Consider the following 24,407-nt stretch of genomic DNA (forward strand, 5'->3'; position numbering starts at 1 on the left):
TCTCAACAGTAAGCTGAGGGGGAAGATTTTTGAGTCAGGCCAGATTTTTCTGTTTTCACACGGCCAGGACCCAAAGCGGACATGACAGCACATGAGGACACCACGTTTATCCGTCTGATGCAGCTGGAACTATGATTAGTGTTATACAGCCGGGCGGTATTTAATAACCTTAATTTTTAGAGGATTAGGCCGTGAGTGACATGTGACATTATTCGAATTAACGTGCCGGCGTTTTCAAGTCAACAAACGCGCTAGCTGTCTAATTCCAGTTGAACAGTTAGCTTTTGCTGAGAGCCTAGGAAATATTTCGCGTATGGATGACTATCAAAATCCAAAAGCTGGAAAAACTTACATTAGCCCAAGGCTTAAAGCTTTTGGCGATTCTGATAGAAGAGTTCGCATTGCCTCGAAAGTGATTGACTCACCTGATTCATATGCTTTTGCCAAGGTCAAAGATGAAGTTGTTCTTCGCCACAAAGAGGACGCGAAATCGTATATAACTGCTAAATTTCTTGAAGATACAAGAGGCATATCCGTTTTAAATATACAAGGCTATACTGTGGCTACGGATAAACCGCATAACGCTAGCTTCTCATTCGTTGGTGAAGAAATTGGTAAGCTACTTGAGTTTATTCGGAATATCCAATCAGTTAATCTGGATAGCCCTTCACGAATTAATATTACAGACGAAGAGCTAAATAGGATTGTTCTATCGAATAGTCAAGCAAAAAGTATTCTGCATGAGAATCAAGAGTTGTTTGCAGAAGTTCTTCGCTCCGAGGTTACAACTGAAGACATCGTCGCAGTTGGGTATCGAAAGAAACAGCTTGATGTGTATGAAAAGCTGCTGAATGATTCAGAATACTTCAGCAGCCTTAAATTAAGGAAGAAAACAAATAATGAGGGGCTTTGGCAGAAGTATTTTGAAAAGAACCCATGGGTCTTCGGATATGGCCTTGGATATATATTCCTGTCCGGACTAGACGACAAGAAGTTAGAGCAGGTTGTCCAGGGGCATAATGTTAGCGCGCATGGTAAACGTGTTGATGCTCTTATGAAGACAAAAGGAGTTATATCTAATCTATGTTTTGTCGAAATTAAAACTCATACGACGGAGCTACTTGATACTAAGCCATATAGATCCGGATGTTGGGCCCCGTCAAAGGAGTTGGCAGGTGCAATCTCTCAAGTTCAGGGCACGGTAGCATCTGCTGTTGAAAGCCTCGACAGTAAAATCAGCTTAGACGATAAGTTCGGCAATCCTACCGGAGAGGAAATATATAATTATCAGCCGAAATCCTATCTTGTGATAGGTAGTATGGCTGAGTTTTCAACAGGGAATGGAGTTAATAAGGATAAGCTTAGGTCATTCGAGTTGCTAAGAAAGAATATATCAAACCCAGAAATAATAACCTTTGATGAACTATATGAACGTGCAAGATTCATCGTGCTTCATAATCAAAGCTGACAATTCGCGCCACTCGAACGCACTGAAGTGCGATGGTGCGCTCTAGCCTTATTCAGGAATCGATTTGTAAATGAATTTAGACAAAATTAAAGATACGTTAAAGACTTATAGAAGACTACTCGAAGCAGATACCATGGGCTCCTTCGATTTTTTTACCTGCATCATTTGCCTAGATAGCATTGATACACGCGCATTTGAAAAGCTTATAGAAGCCAGAAGATCTAAAGACTATCTTTATTTGTCAAAAATAATGCCTTTAGTTGTCCATGAGTTTACGCACTTTATAGATTCAACCTCTACAGTATGGGGGATGAATCATTTGCGGAAAATGAATGACGCGTATTGCTCAAATAACACTAAAGGAGGTGCAGAGTACGACTTTTACAAGGCTAAATATTTTTTAGAGCACGTTAGATCATTGCGTCTTCCCGACTACTATACTCTGATTGATCGAAGCAAAAAAGCAGTCCGGCCGTGGCAGGCCAGAATCACCATAGGAAAGCAGTTCGGTTTAGATGGGAAAGTATCAGATAACCCTATTCTTTTCTCGCACTTCGTAAATGCCCACGGAGAGTTGTTAGCTAGATCTCCTGTATCGACTGTATCACTCCTTGAGGCGTCAGCTATGTCGAACGAGATGGTTGCACGGCTGGCTTTAGTAAATGAACTGGATGATGATGCACGAGACGTTGAAACCCGGATGTATGAAAAAGAAGCACTGAGCTATATTTATAACCAAAATATCACAGAGTATTCGGTTTGCGTGCATATCTTAGCTAATCATTTGCAATGCAAAGATCTCTTTGTTGCTTTTAAGATTTGTTCAATAATTACTCGCCTAGTTCTAAATTTTCCTAAGTCATTGATACAAAGAGTTTTAGAATCCGCAAAGATATACGATATACTGGACATTCCAGAAGGTCATGCGTTTGAGGATAGAATGAAACTTGGGGTTAGAAGCCACAACCTTGGGATATTATACTATTTGATTTGTAGTGCTCTGCCTAAGGATGTGGCAGAAAGAAAATCAAAGATGATTCCAGGGATAGAGAAGGCGCTGAGTAAGCTTGGCCTTTCCTTGGAACTAATTAGCAATGAAGCCAGGAAGGAGATTGATGAAATAGGTCAAGAACTAGATGGCAGTAAGCTCGGTGTTATCAAAGCCTTGTCACGATCAGGAGTAGATAATTTCAAGAAAATTTCTTTTTCCTCGACAAGCTTGGATTTTTCAAAGCTTTCACTCCCGTCAGTCTATCTTGGCGATGGGGTTGAAGTCAGAATTTTCGGCAATGAAGAAAGCCTCTTAAACAACGTTGGTATTGAAGAGATTTTCAATGAGCTACATGAAGGCCAGGAATGGGTTGAGAGGTTCTCTGAGGCATGCACTGCGTAGCAATCTCGTCAACTAGGACGCTCGCAGGCTTGCGCCTATTAAGCGGGACTCATATGAGAAATATCTCAACGTCCGCTTCTGGCCGATTGGAGAACTTTGGCCTACTCTGATGGAAGTGCCGAGGAAGTTGACGATCCAAATCGGTCGGTTGACATCCTGCAGCGCGCAGGATTGTGTAATAGTGACTGTCTGATGCGATCAATAATCGTGTCCTGAATGTCTAAGCGTGAGTGGAGGCGACAATGAGCAGGATTCTTGGTCAAGCGGAAGGCTTCTTTGAAGCGTGTGATAAAGGAAGGGGGTGGGAGGGCTGCAAGGAATACTGCCATCCAAGTGCGACGTTTTCATGCCAGTCGAGTACATTGTCCGAGGTAGATACTCTGGAAGGATATTGCGAGTGGATGAAGAACCTCCTTACGCCAATTCCAGACGGTCACTATGAACTAAAATTCATGGCTGAAGACGGGGAACGAAAGTGCGTTGCAGCCTTTGCAGTGTTTCACGGGTCACAAACCGGACCGGGAGGACCTGTTGAACCAACCGGCAAGACGGTAGCAACTGATTATGTCTATGCCATGGAATTCGACGAGGGGAGAATTCGGCACATGACCAAGATCTGGAACGACACCATCGGCTTACAGCAACTAGGCTGGGCATAGAGCCTTTTCGACCAGTCTGAAGCCCTACAGCGGTTTGGTCCGCTTCTGGCCGAATGAGGAATGTTAGCCTATGCTGATGAAGGGCGTAAGACAGATGACGACCCAAAGCGGCTATGCCGGCAAAGGCAGCAAGCGTGTTCATCGGGGATATGCTGCATGCACGATGATTGGTGTTATGCTGCCGATCTATACTTAATGTCTAGGGATTTCAATAGGATGAGCGCGGTCGAGCGCGCAGCATAACTGGTCATCATTTCTTCGCCGTGCGTAGCATGGCGTATAAATGCTGACCAGTTAAGCATCAAGAACATTCTTGGAGATGAAAATGGAACTAGATGAGTTCGTCAAATCAGTTCTTGTCAATGTGCTTTCAGGTGTGAAGAAAGCACAAAATTCCGAAGGCGTTGGTGCGTTTGTTGTTCCTAGCGGCGATGGAGGCCACGATTATCCAAAAAATTCCAGGGTTTCAAGTAGTGCTCGTCTCAAATCAACAATAATAGATTTTGATGTTGCGGTTACTGTTGAGTCGAGTGATACAACTTCAGGCGGCGGCGGGTTGAAGATAGCTGAAATAGGCGCTGATCTAAAAGGTGAAGCCACCTCAAAGGATACTAAAGTCAGCCGTATACAGTTTGGTGTTCCTATTATGCTCCCAGAGAACCAACGAAATTGGTATGAGGAGCTCACTAATGAGAAAAATGCTTAACCAAGCCATTAAATACGCTCACTTCGGTCGCCGGACGCTCGTTCCTCGCGCCATTTATGGCGGCGTTACAAGGAGAACGATATGCTGCATACCTACTCAGTAAACGACGTATTAAATGCTGGCGAGCGTATACGTGTGCTTTATAAGGTCGCGGCAGTATCAAGCGTAATTTCCGGTTCATTAGGAGGGCTTCTTGGTTGGCTAACCAGCTATTGGGGGGCAGCAGCGATCACAGCACCGGCAACCATCATCGTGTATCTAATGGGTGTAAAGCTCGTTGAGCATCACCTCTGGAAAAATAAGTGGTCGCGGCTATTCTTGGGAATAAGCCTGCCAAATATCAATGGCTGTTGGAGTGGCACTATCGAAACACGCCGGCGTGATGGTGAGTTTATAAAAGGTAATACTGGAGTAATGACTGTCGCACAAACTTGGTCGACAATAGGTATAGAGTTCGAAACCAACAAGACAAGTTCTTATAGCACGGGTGCTTTTTTTACTCAGGGTGCATCCCATCTCGTGTTAACGATGGAATATCAAGCTGATGTCGCGGAACCACATTGGGACGATGACGATATACATGCTCATAAAGGGACCGCGAAGTTTCGGGTACCTCTAGAAAGAGGGGAGTGCGATCTTTCGGAGGTAAAAGTTCCATATTATACAGATCATCGGGAAACTGGGATTATCCACTTGAAGAAACTGGAACCTAACAAGGAAAACGCACTCGGACGAAAATAAGCGCCGCTCTTTCGTAGCTTTGTTTTTTGACGGTGATTTAGACGTTATAAATCAGGAGAGTCTCAATGGCCGCTTCTGGCCGAATTGAGACGTTTAGGCTACGCTGATGTGGGTGGTCGGGGAACCGATCCAAACCAGACCTCGATTGTTTAGAAATAGACCCCCGTATTCGATCAGAAGGTATCCGCTGACGCTGTGAGTGTGCCGAGTTGGCCGATTCAGTCGATCAGAGGTGAATTGTGCAATAGTTAATTTGACGTCACTATCCCTAACCTCGCAGGACGTACAAACGAGAAGGAAGGGCCATGATGGAAACTGAAATTATAGTCGCACTAATTGGAGGGCGGTCTCAAGTTCCAAGTGCAACGCTATTGAAGGGTGCTCGGACCGGTGACCGACTTCTTGAGTACCTCGGCGAAGACTTCCAGCGGCGTTCGCCATTCCAGCGTCTTGCGAGGCCGTGTGTTCAGTGAGTCGGCGATGGCGTCTAGTTCTTCCTGGCTGTAGACGGAGAGGTCCGTGCCCTTCGGCAGGTACTGCCGCAGCAGCCCGTTGGTGTTTTCATTGGACCCCCGCTGCCATGGGCTATGCGGGTCAGCGAAGTAGATCGCGGTACCGGTCTTCTGAGTGATCTCGGCATGTTTCACCATCTCTCTGCCCTGGTCGTAGGTCATGGACAGGCGCAGGGCTCGCGGCACCTCATTGAGCTTGTCGCTGAAGCCCACTGCCGCCGCTGTGGCGGTGGTGCCATCCACTTTCGCCAGGATCACCAGTCGCGTGGTGCGCTCTACCAACGTACCGACGGCGGAACGATTGTTGGCGCTAATGATGAGGTCTCCCTCCCAGTGGCCCGGCATCAGACGATCTTCGATCTCAGGAGGCCGCAGATGGATGCTGACCAGATCCGGAGTCTGTTGTCGCCGATCCTTGCCGCGACTGCGCGGGCGTCGCTTACCTTTGCCTTGCCGCAGACAGGCGATCAGCTCTTTCTTGAGCGAGCCACGAGGCATGACGTAGAGCGCGTTATAGATCGCTTCGTGTGAGACCTGGCGGTCCGTATCATCAGGGAACATGCGTTTTAGTGTGCGGGCTATCTGCTCCGGTGACCAGTACTTGCGCAGCAGATAGACCACCAGTTCGAACAGCTCGCCATCAAGATCCAGCTTGGGTCGACGGCGAGGCCGGCGGCGGGTCAGTTGGGCCCGGAAACCGGCGAGACTGGCATCATAGGCCTTGTCGGGCCTGATCGTGTGGCGTGCCAGTTCCCGTGAGATGGTGCTGGGCGCACGTCCCAATTGCCACGCGATGGCCCGGATCGAGTGGTGAGCACGCATCAGCATGATGGCGGCTCGGTCTTCAGCAGAGAGGTGACGATAGCAGTGAGTCATGGCAACACCATACCGGATGGGTCAGGTGTTGCACTTGGTCATTGAGACCGCCGAATTTGAGTCGCACTTTATAGGAGAAAAGAGATGGAGCTTATCGGCCGTACCATCATGTCTGAGTTTTCGGATTTTAACGATTTAGGTGAGTTTATTATTGTTGTGATTCGATTGCTATTCGCCGCTCTCTTGGGTGGCCTGCTTGGGCTCGAACGAGAACAGCGTGGCAAGTCTGCTGGAATACGTACACATATGTTGGTTTGTATGGGGGCTGCTCTTTTTATATTTATCCCACAGCAAGCGGGTATTTCGGATTCTGAGATGAGCCGTGTCATTCAAGGTGTGATTGCCGGCATCGGTTTTCTGTGTGCCGGCACCATCATCACTCGAAAAGATGAACAAAGCGCTTCTGGGCTTACCACGGCGGCTGGTATTTGGTTCACGGCAGCCATAGGAATAGCCGTTGGACTTGGGCGCGAGCAGACTGCGGTGCTGTGTACGGCTTTGGCTTGGGTGGTACTTTATGTGATGCCTTTAATTATTCGCTCAAATCGCAAGAAAACCCCATGATTCTGTACATTCAAAAATTAAATTCGTTTCAGAGCATCAGCATAGCACCTCGTTTCAGGGGAATCCCGGTCTTAAGCCACGTTGTTCCCTGAGCTTCTGGATGATTTCGTCTCAGAGGACAACCCGGTCCGAGCCATCGAGGCCTTCGTTGAGGCGCTCGACCTCAGACAGATCGGCTTCAAAGGTGTCGATCCCCATGCCACCGGCCGGCCCGCGTATCATCCCGCTGTACTCCTGAAAATTTATCTCTACAGTTACCTCAATCGCATCCAATCCAGCCGCCGCCTGGAGCGGGAGGCACAGCGCAATGTCGAGCTGATGTGGCTCACAGAGCGCTTGGCACCGGACTTCAAGACGATTGCCGATTTCCGTAAACACAACGGAAAGGCTATCCGTGCCACCTGCCGAGACTTTGTCGTGCTATGCCGGCGCCTGGGGCTCTTCTCACAAGCAATCGTTGCTATCGACGGGAGCAAATTTAAGGCGGTCAACAACCGAGACCGCAACTATACGTTTGCCAAGATGAAGCGGCGCGCAGAGGAAATCGAGAAGAGCTTCGAGCGTTACCTACGCCAACTCGACTCCGCTGACCAAGGCGACCCCGCTGTCACAGAGGCGCAGACAGCGAAGTTGAAGGAAAAGATCATCGCCCTCACCGATGAAGTTCAGCAACTGCAAGCCATTGAAATAAAAAGAACCCGAGCACCTGACCAGCAAGTGTCGTTAACGGATCCTGATGCTCACTCCATGACGACGCGAGGCACCGGGGTAGTGGGGTGCAACGTACAGACGGCTGTGGATAACCGGCATCATTTGATCATCGCCCATGAGGTCACCAATGTCGGTAGTGACCGCAGTCAACTTTCCCGGATGGCCAAAAAGGCGCGTGATGCCAGCGGCATCAAAGATCTCAACGTAGTGGCTGATCGCGGTTAATTTAAGGGAGAAGAGATCCTCGCGTGCGACAAGGTCGGCATCACCACCTATCTCCCCAAACCGAAAACCTCGCCGAACCAGGCCAAGGGAATGTTTCCCAGAGAGGCATTTCTCTTCATTCCCGAAAGCAACGAATATCGCTGCCCTGCGGGAGAGCGACTGATCTGGCGTTTCAAGAACGTCGAAAAGAAGCAGACGCTGCATTGCTATTGGAGTTCAGCCTGCCCAACCTGCTCGATGAAAGCTAAATGCACCACTGGAAAATACCGGCGTATAAAACGCTGGGAGCATGAGGATATTCTTGAGGCCGTACAATCTCGACTGGTCCAGAAGCCGGAAATGATGCGTCTCAGACGTCAGACCGTCGAGCACCCGTTCGGCACACTAAAGGCCTGGATGGGAGCGACGCATTTTCTGACCAAGAGCCTCAAGAACGTCAGCACGGCAATGAGCCTTCACGTGCTGGCCTACAATATGAAACGCGTCATGAAGATCCTCGGTACCAAGGAGTTGATTCAGGCGATGCGGGCATAGTGTGCCTGTCGCTCTCTGTAGCACCTGTCGCCTTCTGTGACGCTCTCTAGGGAAGATGTCTCGGGGAGCATTGTTTCGAACAACCGCACATGTGGTGATGCCGAATGTGCTTTGAGGCGGCTTGTAGGCTGCTTAGCTTGGGCTGACGGCTGGATATAGGAACGGGCAATGGATTTTTGAGTTTTCACACAGCCTCGGCCGTAAGCGGCCGTGGTAACGCCTCGCGATTTTCATCCGTAATGGCACTTTCTCGCGATATAGAAGCCATAGCCGAAATATTGGCCATACCGTTCGTACAGCTCGATTTCGTGCCGGCGCTCCTCGACGATAGCCTCGGCGGCGGGGCTGTTTCCATGGGCCTGGAGGAAGGCCGCGAAGCGCTGCTGGAGCGGGCGGTAGTAGCCGTCAAGCCAGCAGCGGCGGGGGAGCACGAAGTAGCCCAGCGGGGCGTAGCCCTGGCGTTCCAGCAGGGCCAGCTTGGCGGAGGCGGTGTCGACTTCCACGTAATGCTCGCGCCAGTGGGTGTCGAGGTCGGCGGGGCGGCGCTCGGTAAGCCAGGTCAACTCGGAGACGGCAAGGATGCCGTCGGGCTTGATGAAGCGGCGCCACTCGCTCACCCCGCGCTCGAAGCCGATGTTGTAGATCGCCCCTTCCGACCAGATGGCATCCAGCGACTCTGCTGCGAAGTCGAGCGCCTCCAGGGAAGGGGCCCGTTACAACGTCTCTTCCAGGAGCATGGCGAGCCGCTTGTGATGCAGGGCATCGGCAGCCGCATCGTAGGAAGGGGCGTCCTTCGCCGTGAAGCCGTGTGCGGCACCCTTGTAGAGTTCCGTGACGAAGTGCACGCCGGCCCTGGCCAGCGCCTCGTCCATGCGGGCGATCTGCTCGGGGGGCAGCAGCTCGTCCTGGTCGGCGTGGCCGAAGTAGACGCGCCCCTCGATGGTGCCCACCACGCGTACGGGGCTGTGCGAATCGTCGGACTCCGCCAGCCGCGCCGAGTGGAAGCCGGCCGCGGCGGCGACGCGGTCCGGGTATTCGGCCGCCATGCGCAGCACGAAGGCGCCGGTCATGCAGTAACCGACCACGCCTACCTTGCCCTCCGCGAACTCGGCCTCGCTGTCGAGGCAGCCGAGCAGGGCGGCGAAGTCGTGGGACTGCGCCTCGGGCGTCAGGTGGCCGGCATACTCGAACAGCGTCGGGCGCACGTCCGGGTCGCGGAAGGACTTGCCCTCCGGCACGACGGGGCCGCTGGCATCGCGGTAGTAGACATTGGGCATTAACACGGCATAGCCGTTGTCCGCGATCTGCTGTGCCTTCTCGTGATAGCAGTGGCGCAGGCCGCCGATATCGGTGAACAGCACCACGCCTGGCAGGGGGCCCTTGGCGTTCCCGGGCGTGAAGATATGGGCGTCGATGGTGCCGTCGGCGGCAGGAATGTCGATGGCGCGAGACATGAGCGGGCTCCGGGGTGTTGATGGGGATGGATGTCGTCGTGGACGTATGTCACCCAAGACGCATCTAACCAGAGACAGGCCCTGCTGACGAGGTCGTTACCTGTGCGGACACCATCCGCCCTGGCGGATGGCGTCGAAGCCTGCCACAGCGGGATTGTAGAGATAGAGCCAGGCGGGACCGAAGGCAGTAGGGTGAATGGCACGGTCATAGAGGCCCTGGTGGGGTTGGTGCCGGCGGTAGTCTTCCAGACGGTCGAGGCCGGCCAGCAGGCGGACATTCACCTGGAAGACCTCGACCTCCACCCCGCGGGAGGGCTCAAGCTTGGCGCCGGGGAAGGGGCCGATGTCGAAGAGGGTCACGTCGGCCAGACGGTCGCTGCCGATGAAGTCGGCGCCATCGAGCCAGTGGTGATTGCGCAGGCCGCGCTTGAGCGTGCCGTAGACGGCGACCAGCGGCGTGCGTGCGATGGCAAGCGCAAGTGTCTGCATGGAAGTTGCCTCCCCGAAGTCTTACCTTGGTGCGGGAATTCTACCATGCCGGCCGTGCGTGGCCGATGCTGCGGGGAGGCGATGAAGGAGCCCTTGTTTCTCCAGGGAGCCCCCGGGCCGGGGCGCGCGACCTCCGTGGTGGCGGTAGCGCGCCGGGGCAGGCCGCTACAGTGCCGGGGCGTCGTAGTTCACCGGCTCGTCGGTATAGACGCAGACGTTGGCATCGGCGATGTCGCCGTTGGGATCTTCCAGGTGGGTCGCGAAGAACTCACGAACCTCGCGGCGCTGGCAGTGAGCCTCGAAGGCCACGCGATTGGCCCAGATCTCGTGGAAGACGATGGGGTAGCTCTCGCCCTGGGCGAAGGGGTTGTCGATATGGCGGGTCACCGTGTAGAGCAGGCAGGCGTCCTCGCGGTGGGCGTTGGGCTCCAGTGCCTGCAGGGCTTGAAACAGGGCCTCCTCCCGGCCGGGCTTGGGCTTGAAGCTGGCGGTGCAGTAGATCTTCTGTGACATGGCGGCTGTCCTGGTGAATGGCTGAGGCGCCGACGATACCACCGCCAAGCGATGCGGCGGAACAGGGCAAAGCGCTGTGCCTTGCGGAGATCAGAAACGGTCCCAGTAGGGCGGGTCGCCGAAGTAGCCTGCCAGGAAGTCGACGAAGTGACGCACCTTGCTCGCCAGCAGCTGGCGGTGGGCGTATACCGCGTAGAGCCCGAGCGGCTCGGGCTCATGCTCGGCGAGCACGATCTTCAGCCTGCCCTGCTGGATGGCGCTGCCTGAAATGAACGTCGGCTGCAGCGCGATACCGGCCCCGGCGATGGCGGCTTCCACCAGCACATCGCCGTTGTTGCTGCTCATCTCGCTTGCCTCTCTGCCGCCCCCGCGCGGCAGCCACTGCAACAGTGGCTCCTGGCTCTCCTCCATGTAGCTGTAATGCAGAAAGCGGTGTCCGGCGAGATCCTGCGGGCGTTCGGGGGTGCCATGCGTGTCCAGATACTCGGGCGAGGCGCACAGCACCAGGCGCACGGGGGCGATGCGCCTGGCGATCAGCGAGGAGCTCTTCAGGCGCCCGATGCGCAGGGCAATATCGAACCCCTCCTCGACGATATCGACCTTGCGGTCGTTGAGCTGCAGGTCGATATCCACGGCGGGGTGCGCCTGCTGGAAGCCGTTGATCAGTGGCGCCAGGTGGCGGATGGCGAATGACACCGGCGCGCTGATGCGCAGCCGCCCGCGGGCCTGGGTCTGCATCTCGCCGAGCTGGCTCTCCATGTCGTCGATCTCGACCAGCACCTGCTGGGCGCGCTGGCGATAGGCGGCCCCCGCTTCGGTCAGGTGAAGCCGGCGGGTGGTGCGGTTAAGCAGGCGAACGCCCAGATGCTGCTCCAGCTGCGAGACATACTTGCTGACCAGCTGAGGGGAGAGCTCCAGACGCTCGGCGGCCCGGGTAAAACTCCCCTCGGCGACCACGGTGACGAAGGTGCGCATGGCATCGATGCGGTCCATGGCCGGCTCCTTGAGATGAGGTCGCTGCGATTATCAACGAAACATTTATAGTCATGCAATGCTATCGATCTTATTCCGCTCATCTGGTGATAGTAAAGTCTCCCCATCGCTTGAGGAGGCCCTATCTAGCTTAACGGTGGGGCGCCCCAGGTAACCCAAGACATCCAGATAAGGTAAGCACCATGAAGACCCAACTCTTGAAATCCCTGTTCGACACCACCGGCGGCTATGGCGCGCTGGCCCTGCGCATCCCGGTCGGCCTGATCCTCAGCGCTCACGGCGCCCAGAAGCTCTTCGGCTGGTTCGGTGGCTACGGCCTGGAAGGCACCGCCCAGTGGCTGGCCAGCATCGGCCTGGCGCCCGGCCTGCTGATGGCGCTGCTGGCCGGCGGCGCCGAGTTCTTCGGTGGCCTGGCGCTGATGGCCGGCCTGCTGACGCGCCCCGCGGCGCTGGTCTCCGCCTTCACCATGCTGGTGGCCATCTTCAGCGTGCATATCGGCAACGGCCTGTTCCTGGCCAATAACGGCTATGAATTCGGGCTTGCCCTGCTGGCCGCCACCGTGGCGCTGACGATTCAGGGGGCCGGCCGACTCTCGCTGGATGGCCTGGTGGCGAAGCGCATCTGATCGCAGCAGCGAATCCTGATCAGGCACCCTCCGGCAATGGAGGGTGCCTCAACGAATGGAGGAAACACGATGTTGGTCAATGGCATCTGGCAGGAGAACTGGCAGCCAGTCCAGGCGCAGGACGAGCAGGGGCGATTCATTCGCCAGACCTCGACCTTCAGGAACTGGATCACCCCGGACGGTGCGCCCGGCCCCACCGGCACGGGCGGCTTCAAGGCCGAGGCCGGTCGTTATCACCTCTACGTGGCCTACATCTGCCCCTGGGCCTCACGCACGCTGATGGCACGCCGGCTCAAGGGTCTGCAGGAGATGATCGGCGTGACCGTCGTCAATCCGCGGCTGACCGACCAGGGCTGGCAGTTCGGGGGCTTCCCCGGCGCCGATGAAGATCACCTCAACGGCGCGCGTTACATGCATGAGCTTTACACCCGCGCCGACCCCGAGGTCTCCGGCCGCGCCACGGTGCCGGTGCTGTGGGACAAGCAGTCCGGCACCATCGTCAACAACGAGTCGGCCGATATCCTGCGCATGCTCAACGGTGCCTTCTCGCACCTCGTCGACCAGGGGCCGGACCTCTATCCCGATCATCTGGCCGCCGAGATCGAGGCGCTGAACCAGTCGATCTACACCGACCTCAACAACGGCGTCTACCAGGCGGGCTTCGCCTCCAGCCAGCAGGCCTACGACGAGGCCTACGCCATGGTGTTCGCCAAGCTCGATGAGCTCGAGGCGCGGCTCGCCGACGGGCGTTCTTATCTGTTCGGCGAGGCGCTGACGGAGACCGACATCCGCCTGTTCGTGACCCTGGTGCGCTTCGATGCGGCCTACCACGGGCTGTTCAAGTGCAACCGCAACCCCCTGAGCGCCATGCCGGCATTGCACGCCTACCTGCACCGCATCCAGGCGCTGGATGGCATCGCCGAGACCGTCCATCTCGACCACATCAAGGCGGGTTACTATTCGATCAAGGCGCTGAATCCCGGCGGCATCGTGCCCGCCGGACCCAGCGCCCTCTGAGCTGCCTCGGGTGACAGCCACCTACCTGCTTGACGCCTCACCGGCGGGATGGCCTTTTGCCGGCAGTTCGGATGAGTCGCTAGGGACGGCATCACGTTGACGGGCTATGGTGAGACCATCGAGTGCAATGGCCGAGGAGACTGGCATGAGCGATCAGATCAAGGACGCCGAGGCGTCATCGTCCCTGGACTGCCCGGTGGTGGATGGCCGGCGCCAGGTACAGCATGTGGCCGCGCGCGTGGCCGAGGTGGGCGGCATCCCCATTCATCGGGTGTTGCCAACCCGGCACCGGCGGCTGGTGGGGGCCTGGTGCTTCCTCGACCACGCCGGGCCGGTGGTGTTCAAGGGCGACAGCCGCGGCTTGCAGGTGGGGCCGCATCCGCATATCGGCCTGCAGACCTTCACCTGGATGATCGCCGGCGAGGTGCTGCATCGCGACAGCCTGGGCAGCGAGCAGGTGATCCGCCCGGGGCAGGTCAACCTGATGACCGCCGGCCGCGGCATCAGCCACACCGAGCAGTCGCTGCCGGACGACCCGCAGCTGCACGCGGCTCAGCTGTGGATCGCCCTGCCGCACGCCCATCGCCACACCGCGCCGCGCTTCGATCACTATCCCGAGCTGCCGGTCTGGCGCGAGGAGGGCGTTACCCTGACGCTGCTGGTCGGCGAGCTCAAAGGCCGCGAGGCGCCTACCCTGACCTTCTCGCCCCTGGTAGGGCTGGATCTCGCCGCCGAGCGAGACACTGCCCTGAGCCTGCCACTCCGGCCCGAGTTCGAGTACGCCCTGCTGCCCCTGGAAGGGGAGCCGACCCTGGAGGGCGAGGCGCTGGCCGTCGACGAACTGGCCTATCTGGGCCGAGGCCGCGACGCCCTGGAACTCGAGCTGCCGGCGGGCGCGAGGGTGCTGCTGATCGGCGGCGAGCCGTTGGGCGAGGAGGTGCTGATCTGGTGGAACTTCGTTGGCCACAGCAAGGCCGAGATCGCCGAGGCGCAGCGCGAATGGGAGGCCGGCGGCGAGCGTTTCGGCCGCGTTGCCGGCTTCACGGATGACGAGCGCCTGATGCCGCCGCCGCTGCCCTGGACGGTGTAGCAGAGCCGCCGCCGGCTGGCGAAATGGAGAATCAAGGTCTGTCCCTCAATCCCAAAAATCCCAAAGAAGGATCCCACCATGAATAAGACCGTCTTGATCACTGGCGCAACTTCCGGCATGGGTAAGGCAACAGCGCTGTTGCTGTCTGATAATGGATATACCGTATATGCCGGCGTCAGAAACAGCAGTCAGGCGCTGATGGAGGAGGCCGAAAAACTCGGTGTCAAGATCAATACAGTGGCGCTTGATGTGCAGGATACGGCATCCATTCAGAAAGCCGTCCAGCATGTCATGGCTGAAGAAGGAAAGATTGATGCGTTGGTGAACAATGCGGGCTTCGGCCTGCTTGCGACGTTGGAGGAGGGAACCGATGAAGAGATATTCAAGCAGTTTGATGTGAACGTTTTTGGCCTGATAAAGATGACTAGAGAGGTTCTTCCGCACATGCGGGAGGCGAGAAGTGGTGTTGTCATCAATATCTCCTCCTTCCTGGGGAGGATGGGGCTTCCCTTGCTCTCCCATTACAATGCCAGTAAATATGCCGTCGAGGGCATTACCGATTCATTGAGGTTCGAGGTTGCGCCTTTTGGCATCAGAGTGCATTCGGTCCTCGCCGGACTGTTCGGGACCAACTTTGTGAAAAAAGGGCTGGTCGCCAATAGCAGAACAACGGGTGACAGCTCTCCCTACAAGGAGTTGGTGTCTCATTTCGTGCCGATTGTGGCCAAAGCGATCAATGAGGGTCCTGATCCGCTGCCTATAGCGCAGGCCGTGAAACATATCATCGAGAATGCCGACAGTGATATTGCCATTCAGGTCGGCAAGGAGGCAGAGCTGTTCGTGCCAATGCGCAGGCAGATGGATGACAAGGCCTTCGAAGCGAAGGTAAAGGAAACCTTCGGATTATAAGCAGCATTGAGACGCTGGGCGGCCTCACACGCTGACAATTCTTGTCCGGCTGGTGCCGTTGCCCAGCGGCTCCACCTGGATCTGTACCGGGATGCGTTCATGCATCTCCTGGACGTGGGAGATCACGCCTACGCGGCGGCCCAGCGCCTGCAGGCCGTCCAGGGCCTCCATGGCCAGCGCCAGCGATTGCGGGTCGAGGCTGCCGAAGCCCTCGTCGATGAACAACGACTCGATGGTGAGCTCTCCCGAGGCCATGGAGGCCAGCCCCAGGGCGAGCGCCAGCGAGACCAGGAAGGTCTCGCCGCCGGAGAGCGAGTGCACCGAGCGGCGCTCATCGCCCATGTCGTGATCTACCACCAGCAGGCCCAGCGGGGAACCGCCGCGCACCAGGCGATAGCGGCGGCTGAGCCCGGCCAGGTGGGTATTGGCGTGATCCAGCAGCTGCTCCAGGTTGTAGCCCTGGGCGATGCGCCGGAACACCTTGCCGTCGGCGGAGCCGATCAGCTCGCTGATCTGGCCCCAGCGGCGGTATTCGGCTTGGGCCGCTTCCAGTTCACTCTGGCCTTCCTGCTGACGCTGACGGCGGCGGTCATCGTCGCTCAGCGCGAAGGCGGCGCTGTCGCGGGCTCGCTGGGCGGCTTCCCGTCGCGGGGCGAGCTCGTCGTGGGCCTCGGTCAGGGTGGCCTGGCGGCGCTGCAGGGCCTTGGCCACGGCGTCGCCGAGCAGGGCCTCGTCGTTCTTCTCACTCTCCGCATCGATCAGCCCCTGGCCGCGACGGTGGCGCAGCAGGGAGGCTCGACGCTCGGCGAGGGTGGCGACGGCGTGCTGACGGGCCTGGTCGGCCGCTGCGATTTGGCGCTCCTCTTCGCGGGCCTCGTCGTCGTGCTGGGCCAGCAGGCGGACGAGGGTGGCGTCATCCAGCTCGGGGTGATGCTCGCGCCATTCCGTGAGGGAGCGGGCGAGCCGGTCGCGCTCCAGATGGAGTGCGGTGAGCTGCTCCTCCTGGTGCGCGAGCCGCTGGGCCAGACGCTGCTGCTCGCGTTCGGCATCGTGCCGGCGGGTGAGGGCGGTATCCAGGGCCTGGCGGGCCTGGGTCTCGGCGCTCTCGAGCCGCTGCTGCCAGGCCTCCGGCGTGGCGTGGTCGCCGAGCAGTTCGCGCAGCGTGCGCTCGGTGTCGTCGTGCCGGCGCAGCAGGGCGGGGAGACGCTGCTCCCGCTCGGCCAGCTGTGCCTCGGCGCTGGTCTTCTCGGCCTCCAGGCGAGTGAGCGCCAGATCCCCCTGGCGCAGCGACTCCTCCAGCGGGGCGAGTTCGGCCTCGGCGCGCTGGAGCCTCTCGAGGCTGGCTCGGTGGGCGCTCCGCTCATCGGTGCTGTGCTGGCGCTGCTGGCTCAGCCAGGTGTCGCGCTCGTCGCCGGCCACGGCGGCCAGTTCCCGGTGCAGCGGGTGGGCCTCGAGCGCCTGGCGGGCGGCGTCCCACCGCGCCTGGGCGGCCGGCTGCTCCTCCTTCAACTGCTGCTGGGTGTCACGGGCGATCTTGTACTGCGCCTGCAGCTCCTGGTGGTCGTTCAGCGCCTGCTCATGGGCCTGGCGAACGGTAGTGAGTTCGTGCTCTTCCTCGGCTTGCTGGGCGGCGAGCTGGGCCGCTTCGAGGCTGGCCGGCGGGTGCTGGCGCCAGGGGTGGTCCAGGCCGCCGCAAACCGCGCAGGGCTCGCCCTCCTGCAGGCCCTCGCGCAGCGTGGCCACGCTCTCGCTTCTGGCGGCGCGGGCCCGCGTGATAAAGGCACTGAGGCTGTCGTGGTGGGCCTTGCGCTCCTCCAGCTGCCGGCGGGCCGCCTGGCCGTCGCGGGTCAGGGTCGCCAGGCGTTCATTGGCCTCGACGAGGCGAGTCTCGAGCTGACGGTGGGCCTGCTCGGCCTGGTGGCATTCGCGCCAGGCGGCCTGGAGTTCGCCCAGCCCCAGCTGACGGGCGGCGGCCCGATCGTGGGCCTGCTGGATGGCCTGGCGGGCGGCGTGGTGATGTGAGTGCTCACCCACCAGTTCGGCCAGGGCCGCCTGCCACTGGCGCTGCTGCTCCAGCCGCTGTCGCTGGACATCGAGCTCCCACCGGTGCTGTTCGCCCAGCCGGGTGGCCTGCGCCCGGGCGCGGCTCTGGTCGGTCTCGAGCTCGGCCAGCTCGCGCTTGCACTGGGCCAGGGCGTGATGCTGCTCGCGGGCCTGGTTCAGCGCGGGCTCCGCTTGGCGGCGTGCCTCGCTGGCCGCCTCCAGGGTCTCGCCGGCCTGGCGGTGGGCGGCGGTGGTGTCCTGGGCCGCCTGCTGTGCCTGGGCCAGCGCCTGACGGCTGGCGTCCCGGGTGCCCTCGGCCTCGGTGATCAGCCCCGGCAGGCTGTCCTGGCGGGCGAGATCCTGGCGGCGGGGGGCGATCAGCCGGCGCCAGTCGCGGTCGGCGCGCCGGTCGGCGAAGGCCTGCCAGTCGGCCTCGGTGGCCTGCTGCTGCGTCAGGCCCTCGTGATAGGCGTCATCCAGGCGGGCGTCGTCTTCATGCCAGCGCTGCTGCGCCTTGAGCGATTCGGCCTGGGTTTGCAGATGAGTGAGGGCTTGCTGGGTAGCCTCGGCGGCGCGCTCAAGCTCGGTGCGGGCCTCGGGCTCGGCGGGCAGGTCGTCGGCGAGCCTCGTCTCCAGGCCGTCGACCGCTTTTTTCGCCTCGCTGGCGCGGCGGTAGGCAGCTCTTGATATCTCGGAGTACTCGCCGGTGCCGGTGAGGCGCTCCAGCAGGTCGCTCCTGGCGTTGTCGTCGGCCTGCAGGAAGGCGGCGAACTCGCTCTGGGCGAGCAGCACGGCGCGGGTGAATTGGTCGAAGGTGAGCCCCAGGCGCTCCGGCAGCAGGCGCTCGAACTCGCGCTTCTGGGCGGTGAGCAGGCGCTCGTCGTCGAGATCACGCAGCGATTGCTCCACCGCCTGCAGGCGGCCGGTGGCCTTCTCCCGGGCGCGGCGCACCGCCCAGCGGGCGCGGTAGCGGCGCCCGTCGCGGCCCAGGAAGTCCACCTCGGCGTAGCCGCTGGCAGTGCCCCGACGCAGCAGGGTGCGCGCATCGCTGGTGGTCAGGGTGGTGTCCGCGGTGTCATCGATCTGGCTGTCGCGACTGGGCGCCTGGCGCAGCCGCGGGGTGCTGCCATAGAGCGCCAGGCAGAGGGCGTCGAGCAGGGTGCTCTTGCCCGCCCCCGTGGGGCCGGTAATGGCGAACAGGCCGGCATCACTGAGCGGCGGCGTGGTGAAGTCGAGCTCCAGCGGGCCGGGCAGCGAGGCCAGGTTCTCCAGGCGCAGGGCGAGGATCTTCATGGGCGGGCCTCCCGGGCGCTGTCATCGCCGTCGTCGGCGTCCAGTACCTCCTGGCGCAGGCGGTCGAAGTCGGCGAGCACCTCCTCGCCCGGCGGCTCGCCCCAGCGTGACGCCCAGGTGCGCTCGAAGAGCCGGCGCGGACCCAGGGCCTGCAGGTCGACCCGGGCCGCTGCGGCGTCCTCCTCCACCCGGGGCAGGCGTCGCTCCAGGCGCAGCAGGCGCAGGGACTTGTCCTTGAGCGCGGTCTCCACCCGGGCGCGCAGGTCGGGAATCGGCGCCTCCAGCTCTACGCGCACCTCCAGCCAGGGCCAGCGCTCGCGCTCGAGTGCCGGGTCATCCTCCAGCGCCTCGAGCTCGGCCAGCACCCGATCCAGCGGACCGGGACCGATGCGGTGCATGGCCACCGGGCGCGGCACGGGGATCGCCTGGGTATCGCCCAGCGCCTCGCCGTCGAGGGTCACCTCCATCACCTGGTGGGGATAGCTGACTTCGCTGAAATCCAGGGGCAATGGGCTGCCGCTGTAACGGATGCGCGGCTCGCCCACCTGCTGGGCGCGGTGCAGGTGGCCCATCGCCACATAGGCGATCTCTGGCGGGAAGAGGGCGGCGGAGATCGACTCTTCGCCGCCGATCACGATGGGCCGCTCGCTGGCCTCGGAGACCGCCGCGCCGTGCAGGTGGGCGTGGCTCATGGCCACCAGCGCCTGGCCGGGCTCGCGGCGATGGCGGGCGGCCTCGACCAGCTGGCGATGCACCCGGCTGATGCCGGCGACATAGTCATTGGGGGCTTTGTCTTCGGCGTCATGACTCGCCCGCGCCGAGCCGGTCACCTCGGCGGGGCGCAGGAAGGGCAGCGCCAGGCACCAGGCGCGGGTCTCACCCGCGGTGTCGGTGAGTGGCACCAGCAAGCGTTCGGCGTCCAGGGTGCCATCGTCCAGCCAGTTGACCCGGCCCAGGGCGTGGGTGCGCAGCCGGCGCATCAGCGGGGCGGGCAGTTCGATGCGGTTGCCGCTGTCGTGGTTGCCGGCGATCAGCACGATATCGAGCCTCGGGAGCCGTTCGTGGGCCGAGACGATAAAGTCGTAGAGCAGTTCCTGGGCGCGCAGCGAGGGGTTGACCACGTCGAAGATATCGCCGGCCACCAGCAGGGCGTCGGCCCGGCGCGCCACCAGGGTGTCGAGCAGCCAGGTCAGGAAGGCGCGGTGCTCGGCGTGGCGCTCCTGGCCGTGGAAGCTCTGGCCCAGGTGCCAGTCAGCGGTATGGATCAGCTTCATTTGGTCTCCTTGTCCCTTCCCAGCCTGCGTCCCGAGGGCGATAGTCTACGCCACTGGTAAGCGGCTGTTCAGGAGTCCCCATGTCAGATGCCCCCCTCCACGACTGGAATCTGGCCCCTCGGGAGGCCATCGCCCTGCAGCGGCGCCTGGCCGGACGGGTGGAGCGCGAGGACCGTCTCGATCCGGTTCGCCACGTCGCCGGAGTGGATATCGGCTTCGAGGAGCAGGGCGAGATCACCCGGGCGGCGGTGGTGGTGCTGGCCTGGCCGCCGATCTCGGGAGGCGAGTTCGAGCTGGTGGAGCAGGTGGTGCATCGTGAGCCGACGCGCATGCCCTACATTCCGGGGCTGCTGTCGTTTCGCGAGGTGCCGGCGGCGCTGGAGGCCTTCGATAAGCTTGCCGCGCGTCCCGACCTGGTGATGGTCGACGGCCAGGGGATTGCTCATCCGCGAAGGCTCGGAGTGGCCAGCCATCTGGGGCTGTGGCTCGACCTGCCGACGATCGGCGTGGCCAAGTCGCGGCTGTGTGGCCGCCATGGCGAACCGGGGCCGCAGCGGGGCGACTGGACGCCGCTGGTGGATGTCCCGGAGGACGAGGTGATCGGCGCGGTGCTGCGCTCGCGGGTCGGCGTGAAGCCGCTGTTCGTCTCGCCGGGGCATCGGGTGTCGCTTGCCACCGCGCTTGACTGGGTAGTGGGGTGCCTCGGGCGCACCAAGCTGCCGGAGCCGACGCGGCTCGCGGACCGATTGGCCTCGCGGCGGGGAGGCCCAGGAGGGTAGGAGAAGCGGCACTGCGCTATACTGCCGGACCCTTCCCGCTGTTGAGCCGCCCATGCCCCTTACTCCCGTCCCTCTCGACGCCACCCGCGCCTGGGTCGAGACCTTCGTGGTCGCCCGCAACGTCTGCCCCTTCGCCGGCCGCGAGGTGGACCGCGATACCATCCGCTACGTGGCGGTGGACGCCGGCGATTGGGAGAGCGCCCTGCTGGCGCTAGTGGCCGAGTGCGAGCGCCTGGACGAGATACCCACCATCGAGACCACCCTGCTGGTGCTGACCGCTGGGCTCGAGGCGTTCGACGACTACCTGGACTTCCTGGCCATCGCCGAGGCGCTGCTGGCGGAGCAGGGCTATGAGGGCACCTACCAGCTGGCCAGCTTCCACCCCGACTACTGCTTCGAGGGAGCCGAGCCGCAGGATGCGGCCAACTTCACCAATCGCTCGCCCTTCCCGATGCTGCACCTGCTGCGTGAGGCGGGCCTCGAGCAGGCGCTCGAGCACTACCCGGACCCCGAAGCGATCCCCGAGCGCAACGTCGCGGCGATGCGCGAGCTGGGCGCAGAGGCGCTGACCGAGGCGTTGGCCGAGTTACGTGACGGCAAGCGTTGATGCCGTCATTGGCCCAGCCGACGGCGTCTCGATAGGCTCGTTTTTCCCCATGATGATCCAGGAGTGTGCTGCATGAGACAGGTAACCCGCGCCGGCGACCCGGTGGACGTGGCCGGTGATTTCCCCGAGGTGGGCCAGGCGGCCCCCGCCCTGACCCTGACCAACATGGACATGGCCGACGTGACGCTCGCGGACTTCGCCGGCCAGCGCAAGGTGCTCAACCTCATTCCGAGCATCGATACCCCCACCTGTGCCACCTCCACACGCCGCTTCAACGAGCTGGCCTCGCAGATGGCCAATACCGTGGTGCTGGTGGTCTCCGCCGACCTGCCGTTCGCCGCCAAGCGCTTCTGCGGCGCCGAGGGCCTCGATGACGTCGAGACACTCTCGACCTTTCGCCACCCCGAGTTCCACCGGGACTGGGGCGTGGCCCTCTGCAGCGGCGTGATGAGCGGACTCACTGCCCGGGCGGTGGTGGTGCTCGACGAGAACGACAAGGTGATCCACGCCGAGCTGGTGCCGGAGATCAAGCAGGAGCCCGATTACGAGGCGGCGCTGCAGTCACTGGCTTCAGGGGCGCTTGCGTAAGATGCGCTGGCGTAAGAGGCGCTGGGGCGAGAGGCGTCTACACTGGGAGTGCCATTCACCTCATCAACGCCATTCATTTAGGGAGAGTGACCCATGAGCATCACCAAGACGGCTTCCGCCCGCTGGCAGGGCGGCATCAAGAACGGCAAGGGCACGGTGTCCACCGAGAGCGGCGTGCTCAAGGAGACGCCCTATGATTTTCGCCAGCGCTTCGAGGGCGAGGCGGGCTCCAACCCGGAAGAGTTGATCGGTGCGGCCCATGCCGGCTGCTTCTCCATGGCGCTGTCGCTGATACTGGGCGATGCCGGCATGGAGGCCGAGAGCATCGATACTCAGGCGACCGTGACGCTGGCCGAGGACCCGGAAGGCGGCTTCCATATTCCGAGCATTCATCTGGTGAGTCGGGTGAAGATCCCGGGGGCCGATCAGGCGGCCTTCGAGGAGTGTGCCGAGAAGGCCAAGGCCGGCTGCCCGGTCTCTAAATTGTTGAATGCCGAGATCACCCTCGAGGCCATCCTGGAGAGCTGATTCGCGCCTGGCACGACCCTGCAACGGCCACCCTCGGGTGGCCGTTGGCGTGTCAGGGGGCGTGTTTGCCCGCTGGCCGGTCACGATGGCGGGCGGCGGCCTTGACCAGGGCGCGGATCAGCCGCTGCTGTGGGCGATTGAAGACCAGCCACTCGGGATGCCACTGCACGCCGATCAGAAACTCGTGGTCGCGGGATTCGATGCCCTGCACCAGGCCCTCGCGGTCACGAGCGACGATCTCGATGCCCTCGCCGGCCTTCTGCACCGCCTGGTGGTGCAGGCTGTTGATGCGGCACCAACTGACGCCGAGGATGCGGTGCAGCTTGCTGGCGCCGACGATATCCACCGTCTTGCGCGGCAGCACGGTGCGGCGCCGCTTGAGCCCCTCGTGGGTGGTGTAGATATCCGGGTCCAGGGTGCCGCCGCGGTAGACGTTGATCAGCTGGGCGCCGCGGCAGATGCCGAGCACCGGGATGCCGCGAGGAATGAAGGTCTCGAGCAGTTCGAGTTCGAGCTCGTCGCGCTGGGGATCGAGGCGCACGTCGAACTGTACCTCGGCGTTGTAGAGGTGGGCCTGAATATCATCGCCGCCGCCGATGACCAGGCCATCGAGACGCTTGGGCCAGGGGCGCGAGGGCGACAGGCGCAGCGGGCGGCCGCCGTGGCGCCACACCGCGAACCAGTCGAAGAGCCACGCGATGTGGCTCTTGTCGTCGGAGGTGGTGATGCCGATCAGGGGGCGAGTCTCGCTCATCTGGCCCCCGCCCAGCCGCGCATTCGCAGCCACAGCCGGGCCAGCGGCGAGCGGGTGTGCTTGGCCACATAGCCGGCGCTGCGTTCCTGCAGCAGTTCCTTGTCGGCAGCCAGCTTCTCCACCTCGAGCCAGCGGTTCCACTCCGTCACCGAGCCCCAGCCCGGTTCGGAGAGGCGGGCGTCCGGCAGTCGGTAGTGGAAGGTCGGGCGTGCCTTGACCAGCTTGTTGTGAAACAGCTCATGGGGGTAGTCCGGCCGCAGATGGGCAAACAGCGGGGTCATGTCCAGCTCTCGGTTGCGGGTCGGGTTATCCGCCAGATAGTCGCCGATCAGGGTATCCAGGTCCGGCGCGTAGTTCGGCGCCAGCACCTTCAGCGCATAGGGCTTGGGGAAGGGGTTGGCGTGGGGCAGCACCTCGCGGGTGATGTCCACGTCGATCTGATCGCGCAGCCACTCGGCGGTCAGCAGGTAGGCGCGCAAGTGGTCGAGGATGCTCGCTACCTCGAGGCTTGCCACCTCGGGGTTGAGGTGCAGGCCAAAACCATAGAGCAGGCTGGCGTCAGTGCCCTTGGCGCCATGCTGGCGCAGCCCGACAAACAGGGCGTCGAGCTCCTCGAGCTCGTTCCATGGCACCGGGGGGCAGACGATCTCGGTGGGCACCAGGCCGGTGACCACGTCGCCGATCAGCTCACGAGTGCGGGTGTGAAAGTCGACCCGCATCCGGTGGCGCTCGCGCTCCCACTCGGTGTCGTCCTTCGGCGGGGCGTCAAGCACCGCGCTGTCGGGGTGGGCATACTGGGTGTCGAGCTCGATGACGAACTCGCCCCAGCGGGTCCCCTGGACCTTCAGGCGGTGGGCGCTGATGACCACCAGTTCGCCACCGAAGAGTTCACGGACCAGCTCGGCGGTATCGCGGGGCGGCAGCCCGGCGAACTCGATCTCGACCCCGACGCGACGTGTCTCGCCCTCGGGATTGCGGGGTTCGGGTGGCGGGAGAGGCGTCATGGCGGCATCCTGTGCGTGACCGATGGGCTCGCGAGGAGCCTAACATATTGGCGACAG

Annotated in this window: 24 protein-coding genes and 1 pseudogene; 15 read left to right on the forward strand and 10 right to left on the reverse strand. The window is 60.9% G+C overall.

Annotation, left to right across the window (positions count from 1 at the left end; genetic code table 11):
• Window positions 1-313 precede the first annotated feature (313 nt).
• From ACM26W_RS05970 to ACM26W_RS05990, 5 genes are all read left to right on the forward strand, one after another.
• Window positions 314-1,468, forward strand: coding sequence for a Shedu immune nuclease family protein (locus ACM26W_RS05970; protein ID WP_416139922.1), 1,155 nt, complete (start codon window positions 314-316; stop codon window positions 1,466-1,468).
• A gap of 70 nt (window positions 1,469-1,538) precedes the next feature.
• A complete protein-coding gene (locus ACM26W_RS05975) occupies window positions 1,539-2,861 on the forward strand; it encodes a hypothetical protein (RefSeq protein ID WP_416139923.1) in 1,323 nt (440 codons plus the stop codon).
• A 242-nt stretch (window positions 2,862-3,103) separates the two neighbouring features.
• Complete coding sequence (locus ACM26W_RS05980) at window positions 3,104-3,520, forward strand: ester cyclase (protein ID WP_416139924.1); 417 nt, start codon at window positions 3,104-3,106, stop codon at window positions 3,518-3,520.
• A gap of 325 nt (window positions 3,521-3,845) precedes the next feature.
• Complete coding sequence (locus ACM26W_RS05985; protein WP_416139925.1) at window positions 3,846-4,226, forward strand: hypothetical protein; 381 nt, start codon at window positions 3,846-3,848, stop codon at window positions 4,224-4,226.
• A gap of 81 nt (window positions 4,227-4,307) precedes the next feature.
• The gene (locus ACM26W_RS05990; protein ID WP_416139926.1) at window positions 4,308-4,967 is read left to right on the forward strand and encodes a hypothetical protein; all 660 of its coding nucleotides are present in this window, start codon (window positions 4,308-4,310) and stop codon (window positions 4,965-4,967) included.
• Between the two features lie 368 nt (window positions 4,968-5,335).
• Here ACM26W_RS05990 and ACM26W_RS05995 read toward each other — a convergent pair whose 3' ends face one another.
• Window positions 5,336-6,355, reverse strand: a complete 1,020-nt coding sequence (locus ACM26W_RS05995) for an IS30 family transposase (RefSeq protein ID WP_416139927.1) — start codon at window positions 6,353-6,355, stop codon at window positions 5,336-5,338.
• 84 nt (window positions 6,356-6,439) lie between these two features.
• Here ACM26W_RS05995 and ACM26W_RS06000 point away from each other — a divergent pair, with 84 nt between their 5' ends.
• Together ACM26W_RS06000 and ACM26W_RS06005 are read left to right on the forward strand one after the other, a co-directional pair.
• Window positions 6,440-6,919, forward strand: coding sequence for an MgtC/SapB family protein (locus tag ACM26W_RS06000; protein WP_416139928.1), 480 nt, complete (start codon window positions 6,440-6,442; stop codon window positions 6,917-6,919).
• A gap of 81 nt (window positions 6,920-7,000) precedes the next feature.
• Window positions 7,001-8,389, forward strand: a pseudogene (locus tag ACM26W_RS06005) (IS1182 family transposase).
• 230 nt (window positions 8,390-8,619) lie between these two features.
• Here ACM26W_RS06005 and ACM26W_RS06010 read toward each other — a convergent pair.
• The 5 genes from ACM26W_RS06010 to ACM26W_RS06030 form a co-directional block, all read right to left on the reverse strand.
• Entirely contained in the window at window positions 8,620-9,090 is a 471-nt protein-coding gene (locus ACM26W_RS06010; protein WP_416140826.1) for a class I SAM-dependent methyltransferase, read from the reverse strand.
• Between the two features lie 12 nt (window positions 9,091-9,102).
• Window positions 9,103-9,843: a dienelactone hydrolase family protein gene (locus tag ACM26W_RS06015; protein ID WP_416139929.1), complete on the reverse strand. Its 741-nt coding sequence runs from the start codon at window positions 9,841-9,843 to the stop codon at window positions 9,103-9,105.
• A 96-nt stretch (window positions 9,844-9,939) separates the two neighbouring features.
• Window positions 9,940-10,332 (reverse strand): gamma-glutamylcyclotransferase family protein, encoded by a 393-nt coding sequence (locus ACM26W_RS06020; protein WP_416139930.1) that lies wholly within the window; start codon window positions 10,330-10,332, stop codon window positions 9,940-9,942.
• Window positions 10,333-10,497: 165 nt separating this feature from the next.
• Complete coding sequence (locus ACM26W_RS06025) at window positions 10,498-10,845, reverse strand: putative quinol monooxygenase (protein WP_416139931.1); 348 nt, start codon at window positions 10,843-10,845, stop codon at window positions 10,498-10,500.
• Window positions 10,846-10,935: 90 nt separating this feature from the next.
• Window positions 10,936-11,838 carry a LysR substrate-binding domain-containing protein gene (locus ACM26W_RS06030; RefSeq protein ID WP_416139932.1) on the reverse strand — a complete coding sequence of 301 codons (903 nt, stop codon included), beginning with the start codon at window positions 11,836-11,838 and terminating at the stop codon, window positions 10,936-10,938.
• A gap of 182 nt (window positions 11,839-12,020) precedes the next feature.
• Here ACM26W_RS06030 and ACM26W_RS06035 point away from each other — a divergent pair, with 182 nt between their 5' ends.
• The 4 genes from ACM26W_RS06035 (at window position 12,021) to ACM26W_RS06050 (ending at window position 15,480) form a co-directional block, all read left to right on the forward strand.
• Window positions 12,021-12,464: a DoxX family protein gene (locus tag ACM26W_RS06035; protein WP_416139933.1), complete on the forward strand. Its 444-nt coding sequence runs from the start codon at window positions 12,021-12,023 to the stop codon at window positions 12,462-12,464.
• 69 nt (window positions 12,465-12,533) lie between these two features.
• Entirely contained in the window at window positions 12,534-13,481 is a 948-nt protein-coding gene (locus ACM26W_RS06040; protein WP_416139934.1) for a glutathione S-transferase family protein, read from the forward strand.
• A 145-nt stretch (window positions 13,482-13,626) separates the two neighbouring features.
• Complete coding sequence (locus tag ACM26W_RS06045) at window positions 13,627-14,571, forward strand: pirin family protein (protein WP_416139935.1); 945 nt, start codon at window positions 13,627-13,629, stop codon at window positions 14,569-14,571.
• Window positions 14,572-14,649: 78 nt separating this feature from the next.
• Entirely contained in the window at window positions 14,650-15,480 is an 831-nt protein-coding gene (locus ACM26W_RS06050; protein WP_416139936.1) for an SDR family oxidoreductase, read from the forward strand.
• 24 nt (window positions 15,481-15,504) lie between these two features.
• On the opposite strand, the gene ACM26W_RS06055 is transcribed toward ACM26W_RS06050, so the two are convergent.
• Window positions 15,505-18,816, reverse strand: a complete 3,312-nt coding sequence (locus tag ACM26W_RS06055) for an AAA family ATPase (protein WP_416139937.1) — start codon at window positions 18,814-18,816, stop codon at window positions 15,505-15,507.
• Window positions 18,813-20,090, reverse strand: a complete 1,278-nt coding sequence (locus ACM26W_RS06060) for an exonuclease SbcCD subunit D (protein ID WP_416139938.1) — start codon at window positions 20,088-20,090, stop codon at window positions 18,813-18,815. Before ACM26W_RS06060 ends, ACM26W_RS06055 begins: the two co-directional genes overlap by 4 nt.
• Before the next feature lie 80 nt (window positions 20,091-20,170).
• On the opposite strand from ACM26W_RS06060, the gene nfi reads away from it, so the two are divergent.
• From nfi to ACM26W_RS06080, 4 genes are all read left to right on the forward strand, one after another.
• Window positions 20,171-20,869, forward strand: coding sequence for a deoxyribonuclease V (gene nfi / locus ACM26W_RS06065; protein WP_416139939.1), 699 nt, complete (start codon window positions 20,171-20,173; stop codon window positions 20,867-20,869).
• Between the two features lie 52 nt (window positions 20,870-20,921).
• A complete protein-coding gene (locus tag ACM26W_RS06070; protein ID WP_416139940.1) occupies window positions 20,922-21,476 on the forward strand; it encodes a DUF1415 domain-containing protein in 555 nt (184 codons plus the stop codon).
• 72 nt (window positions 21,477-21,548) lie between these two features.
• Window positions 21,549-22,064: a thiol peroxidase gene (gene tpx / locus ACM26W_RS06075; protein WP_416139941.1), complete on the forward strand. Its 516-nt coding sequence runs from the start codon at window positions 21,549-21,551 to the stop codon at window positions 22,062-22,064.
• Window positions 22,065-22,157: 93 nt separating this feature from the next.
• Window positions 22,158-22,592, forward strand: a complete 435-nt coding sequence (locus tag ACM26W_RS06080) for an OsmC family protein (protein WP_416139942.1) — start codon at window positions 22,158-22,160, stop codon at window positions 22,590-22,592.
• A 52-nt stretch (window positions 22,593-22,644) separates the two neighbouring features.
• Here the strand turns inward: ACM26W_RS06080 and ACM26W_RS06085 are convergent, their stop codons facing one another.
• Complete coding sequence (locus ACM26W_RS06085) at window positions 22,645-23,346, reverse strand: gamma-glutamyl-gamma-aminobutyrate hydrolase family protein (RefSeq protein WP_416139943.1); 702 nt, start codon at window positions 23,344-23,346, stop codon at window positions 22,645-22,647.
• Window positions 23,343-24,350 carry an amidoligase family protein gene (locus ACM26W_RS06090; RefSeq protein ID WP_416139944.1) on the reverse strand — a complete coding sequence of 336 codons (1,008 nt, stop codon included), beginning with the start codon at window positions 24,348-24,350 and terminating at the stop codon, window positions 23,343-23,345. The genes ACM26W_RS06085 and ACM26W_RS06090 overlap by 4 nt, the downstream gene beginning before the upstream one ends.
• Between the last annotated feature and the right edge of the window lie 57 nt (window positions 24,351-24,407).

It is taken from the genome of Halomonas sp. HK25 (genome assembly GCF_047795635.1).
GTDB lineage: Bacteria > Pseudomonadota > Gammaproteobacteria > Pseudomonadales > Halomonadaceae > Halomonas.

Bases quoted from the DNA above. Each gene is read 5' to 3' on its own strand.
- ACM26W_RS06040 (WP_416139934.1), top strand. From the start codon at position 12,534: ATGTTGGTCAATGGCATCTGGCAGGAGAACTGGCAGCCAGTCCAGGCG.
- ACM26W_RS05970 (WP_416139922.1), top strand. From the start codon at position 314: ATGGATGACTATCAAAATCCAAAAGCTGGAAAAACTTACATTAGCCCA.
- ACM26W_RS06000 (WP_416139928.1), top strand. From the start codon at position 6,440: ATGGAGCTTATCGGCCGTACCATCATGTCTGAGTTTTCGGATTTTAAC.
- ACM26W_RS05985 (WP_416139925.1), top strand. From the start codon at position 3,846: ATGGAACTAGATGAGTTCGTCAAATCAGTTCTTGTCAATGTGCTTTCA.
- ACM26W_RS05995 (WP_416139927.1), bottom strand. From the start codon at position 6,355: ATGACTCACTGCTATCGTCACCTCTCTGCTGAAGACCGAGCCGCCATC.
- ACM26W_RS06060 (WP_416139938.1), bottom strand. From the start codon at position 20,090: ATGAAGCTGATCCATACCGCTGACTGGCACCTGGGCCAGAGCTTCCAC.
- ACM26W_RS05975 (WP_416139923.1), top strand. From the start codon at position 1,539: ATGAATTTAGACAAAATTAAAGATACGTTAAAGACTTATAGAAGACTA.
- ACM26W_RS06025 (WP_416139931.1), bottom strand. From the start codon at position 10,845: ATGTCACAGAAGATCTACTGCACCGCCAGCTTCAAGCCCAAGCCCGGC.
- ACM26W_RS06015 (WP_416139929.1), bottom strand. From the start codon at position 9,843: ATGTCTCGCGCCATCGACATTCCTGCCGCCGACGGCACCATCGACGCC.
- ACM26W_RS05980 (WP_416139924.1), top strand. From the start codon at position 3,104: ATGAGCAGGATTCTTGGTCAAGCGGAAGGCTTCTTTGAAGCGTGTGAT.
- ACM26W_RS06080 (WP_416139942.1), top strand. From the start codon at position 22,158: ATGAGCATCACCAAGACGGCTTCCGCCCGCTGGCAGGGCGGCATCAAG.
- ACM26W_RS06045 (WP_416139935.1), top strand. From the start codon at position 13,627: ATGAGCGATCAGATCAAGGACGCCGAGGCGTCATCGTCCCTGGACTGC.
- nfi (WP_416139939.1), top strand. From the start codon at position 20,171: ATGTCAGATGCCCCCCTCCACGACTGGAATCTGGCCCCTCGGGAGGCC.
- ACM26W_RS06090 (WP_416139944.1), bottom strand. From the start codon at position 24,350: ATGACGCCTCTCCCGCCACCCGAACCCCGCAATCCCGAGGGCGAGACA.
- ACM26W_RS06055 (WP_416139937.1), bottom strand. From the start codon at position 18,816: ATGAAGATCCTCGCCCTGCGCCTGGAGAACCTGGCCTCGCTGCCCGGC.
- ACM26W_RS06030 (WP_416139932.1), bottom strand. From the start codon at position 11,838: ATGGACCGCATCGATGCCATGCGCACCTTCGTCACCGTGGTCGCCGAG.
- ACM26W_RS05990 (WP_416139926.1), top strand. From the start codon at position 4,308: ATGCTGCATACCTACTCAGTAAACGACGTATTAAATGCTGGCGAGCGT.
- ACM26W_RS06050 (WP_416139936.1), top strand. From the start codon at position 14,650: ATGAATAAGACCGTCTTGATCACTGGCGCAACTTCCGGCATGGGTAAG.
- ACM26W_RS06085 (WP_416139943.1), bottom strand. From the start codon at position 23,346: ATGAGCGAGACTCGCCCCCTGATCGGCATCACCACCTCCGACGACAAG.
- tpx (WP_416139941.1), top strand. From the start codon at position 21,549: ATGAGACAGGTAACCCGCGCCGGCGACCCGGTGGACGTGGCCGGTGAT.
- ACM26W_RS06070 (WP_416139940.1), top strand. From the start codon at position 20,922: ATGCCCCTTACTCCCGTCCCTCTCGACGCCACCCGCGCCTGGGTCGAG.
- ACM26W_RS06035 (WP_416139933.1), top strand. From the start codon at position 12,021: ATGAAGACCCAACTCTTGAAATCCCTGTTCGACACCACCGGCGGCTAT.
- ACM26W_RS06020 (WP_416139930.1), bottom strand. From the start codon at position 10,332: ATGCAGACACTTGCGCTTGCCATCGCACGCACGCCGCTGGTCGCCGTC.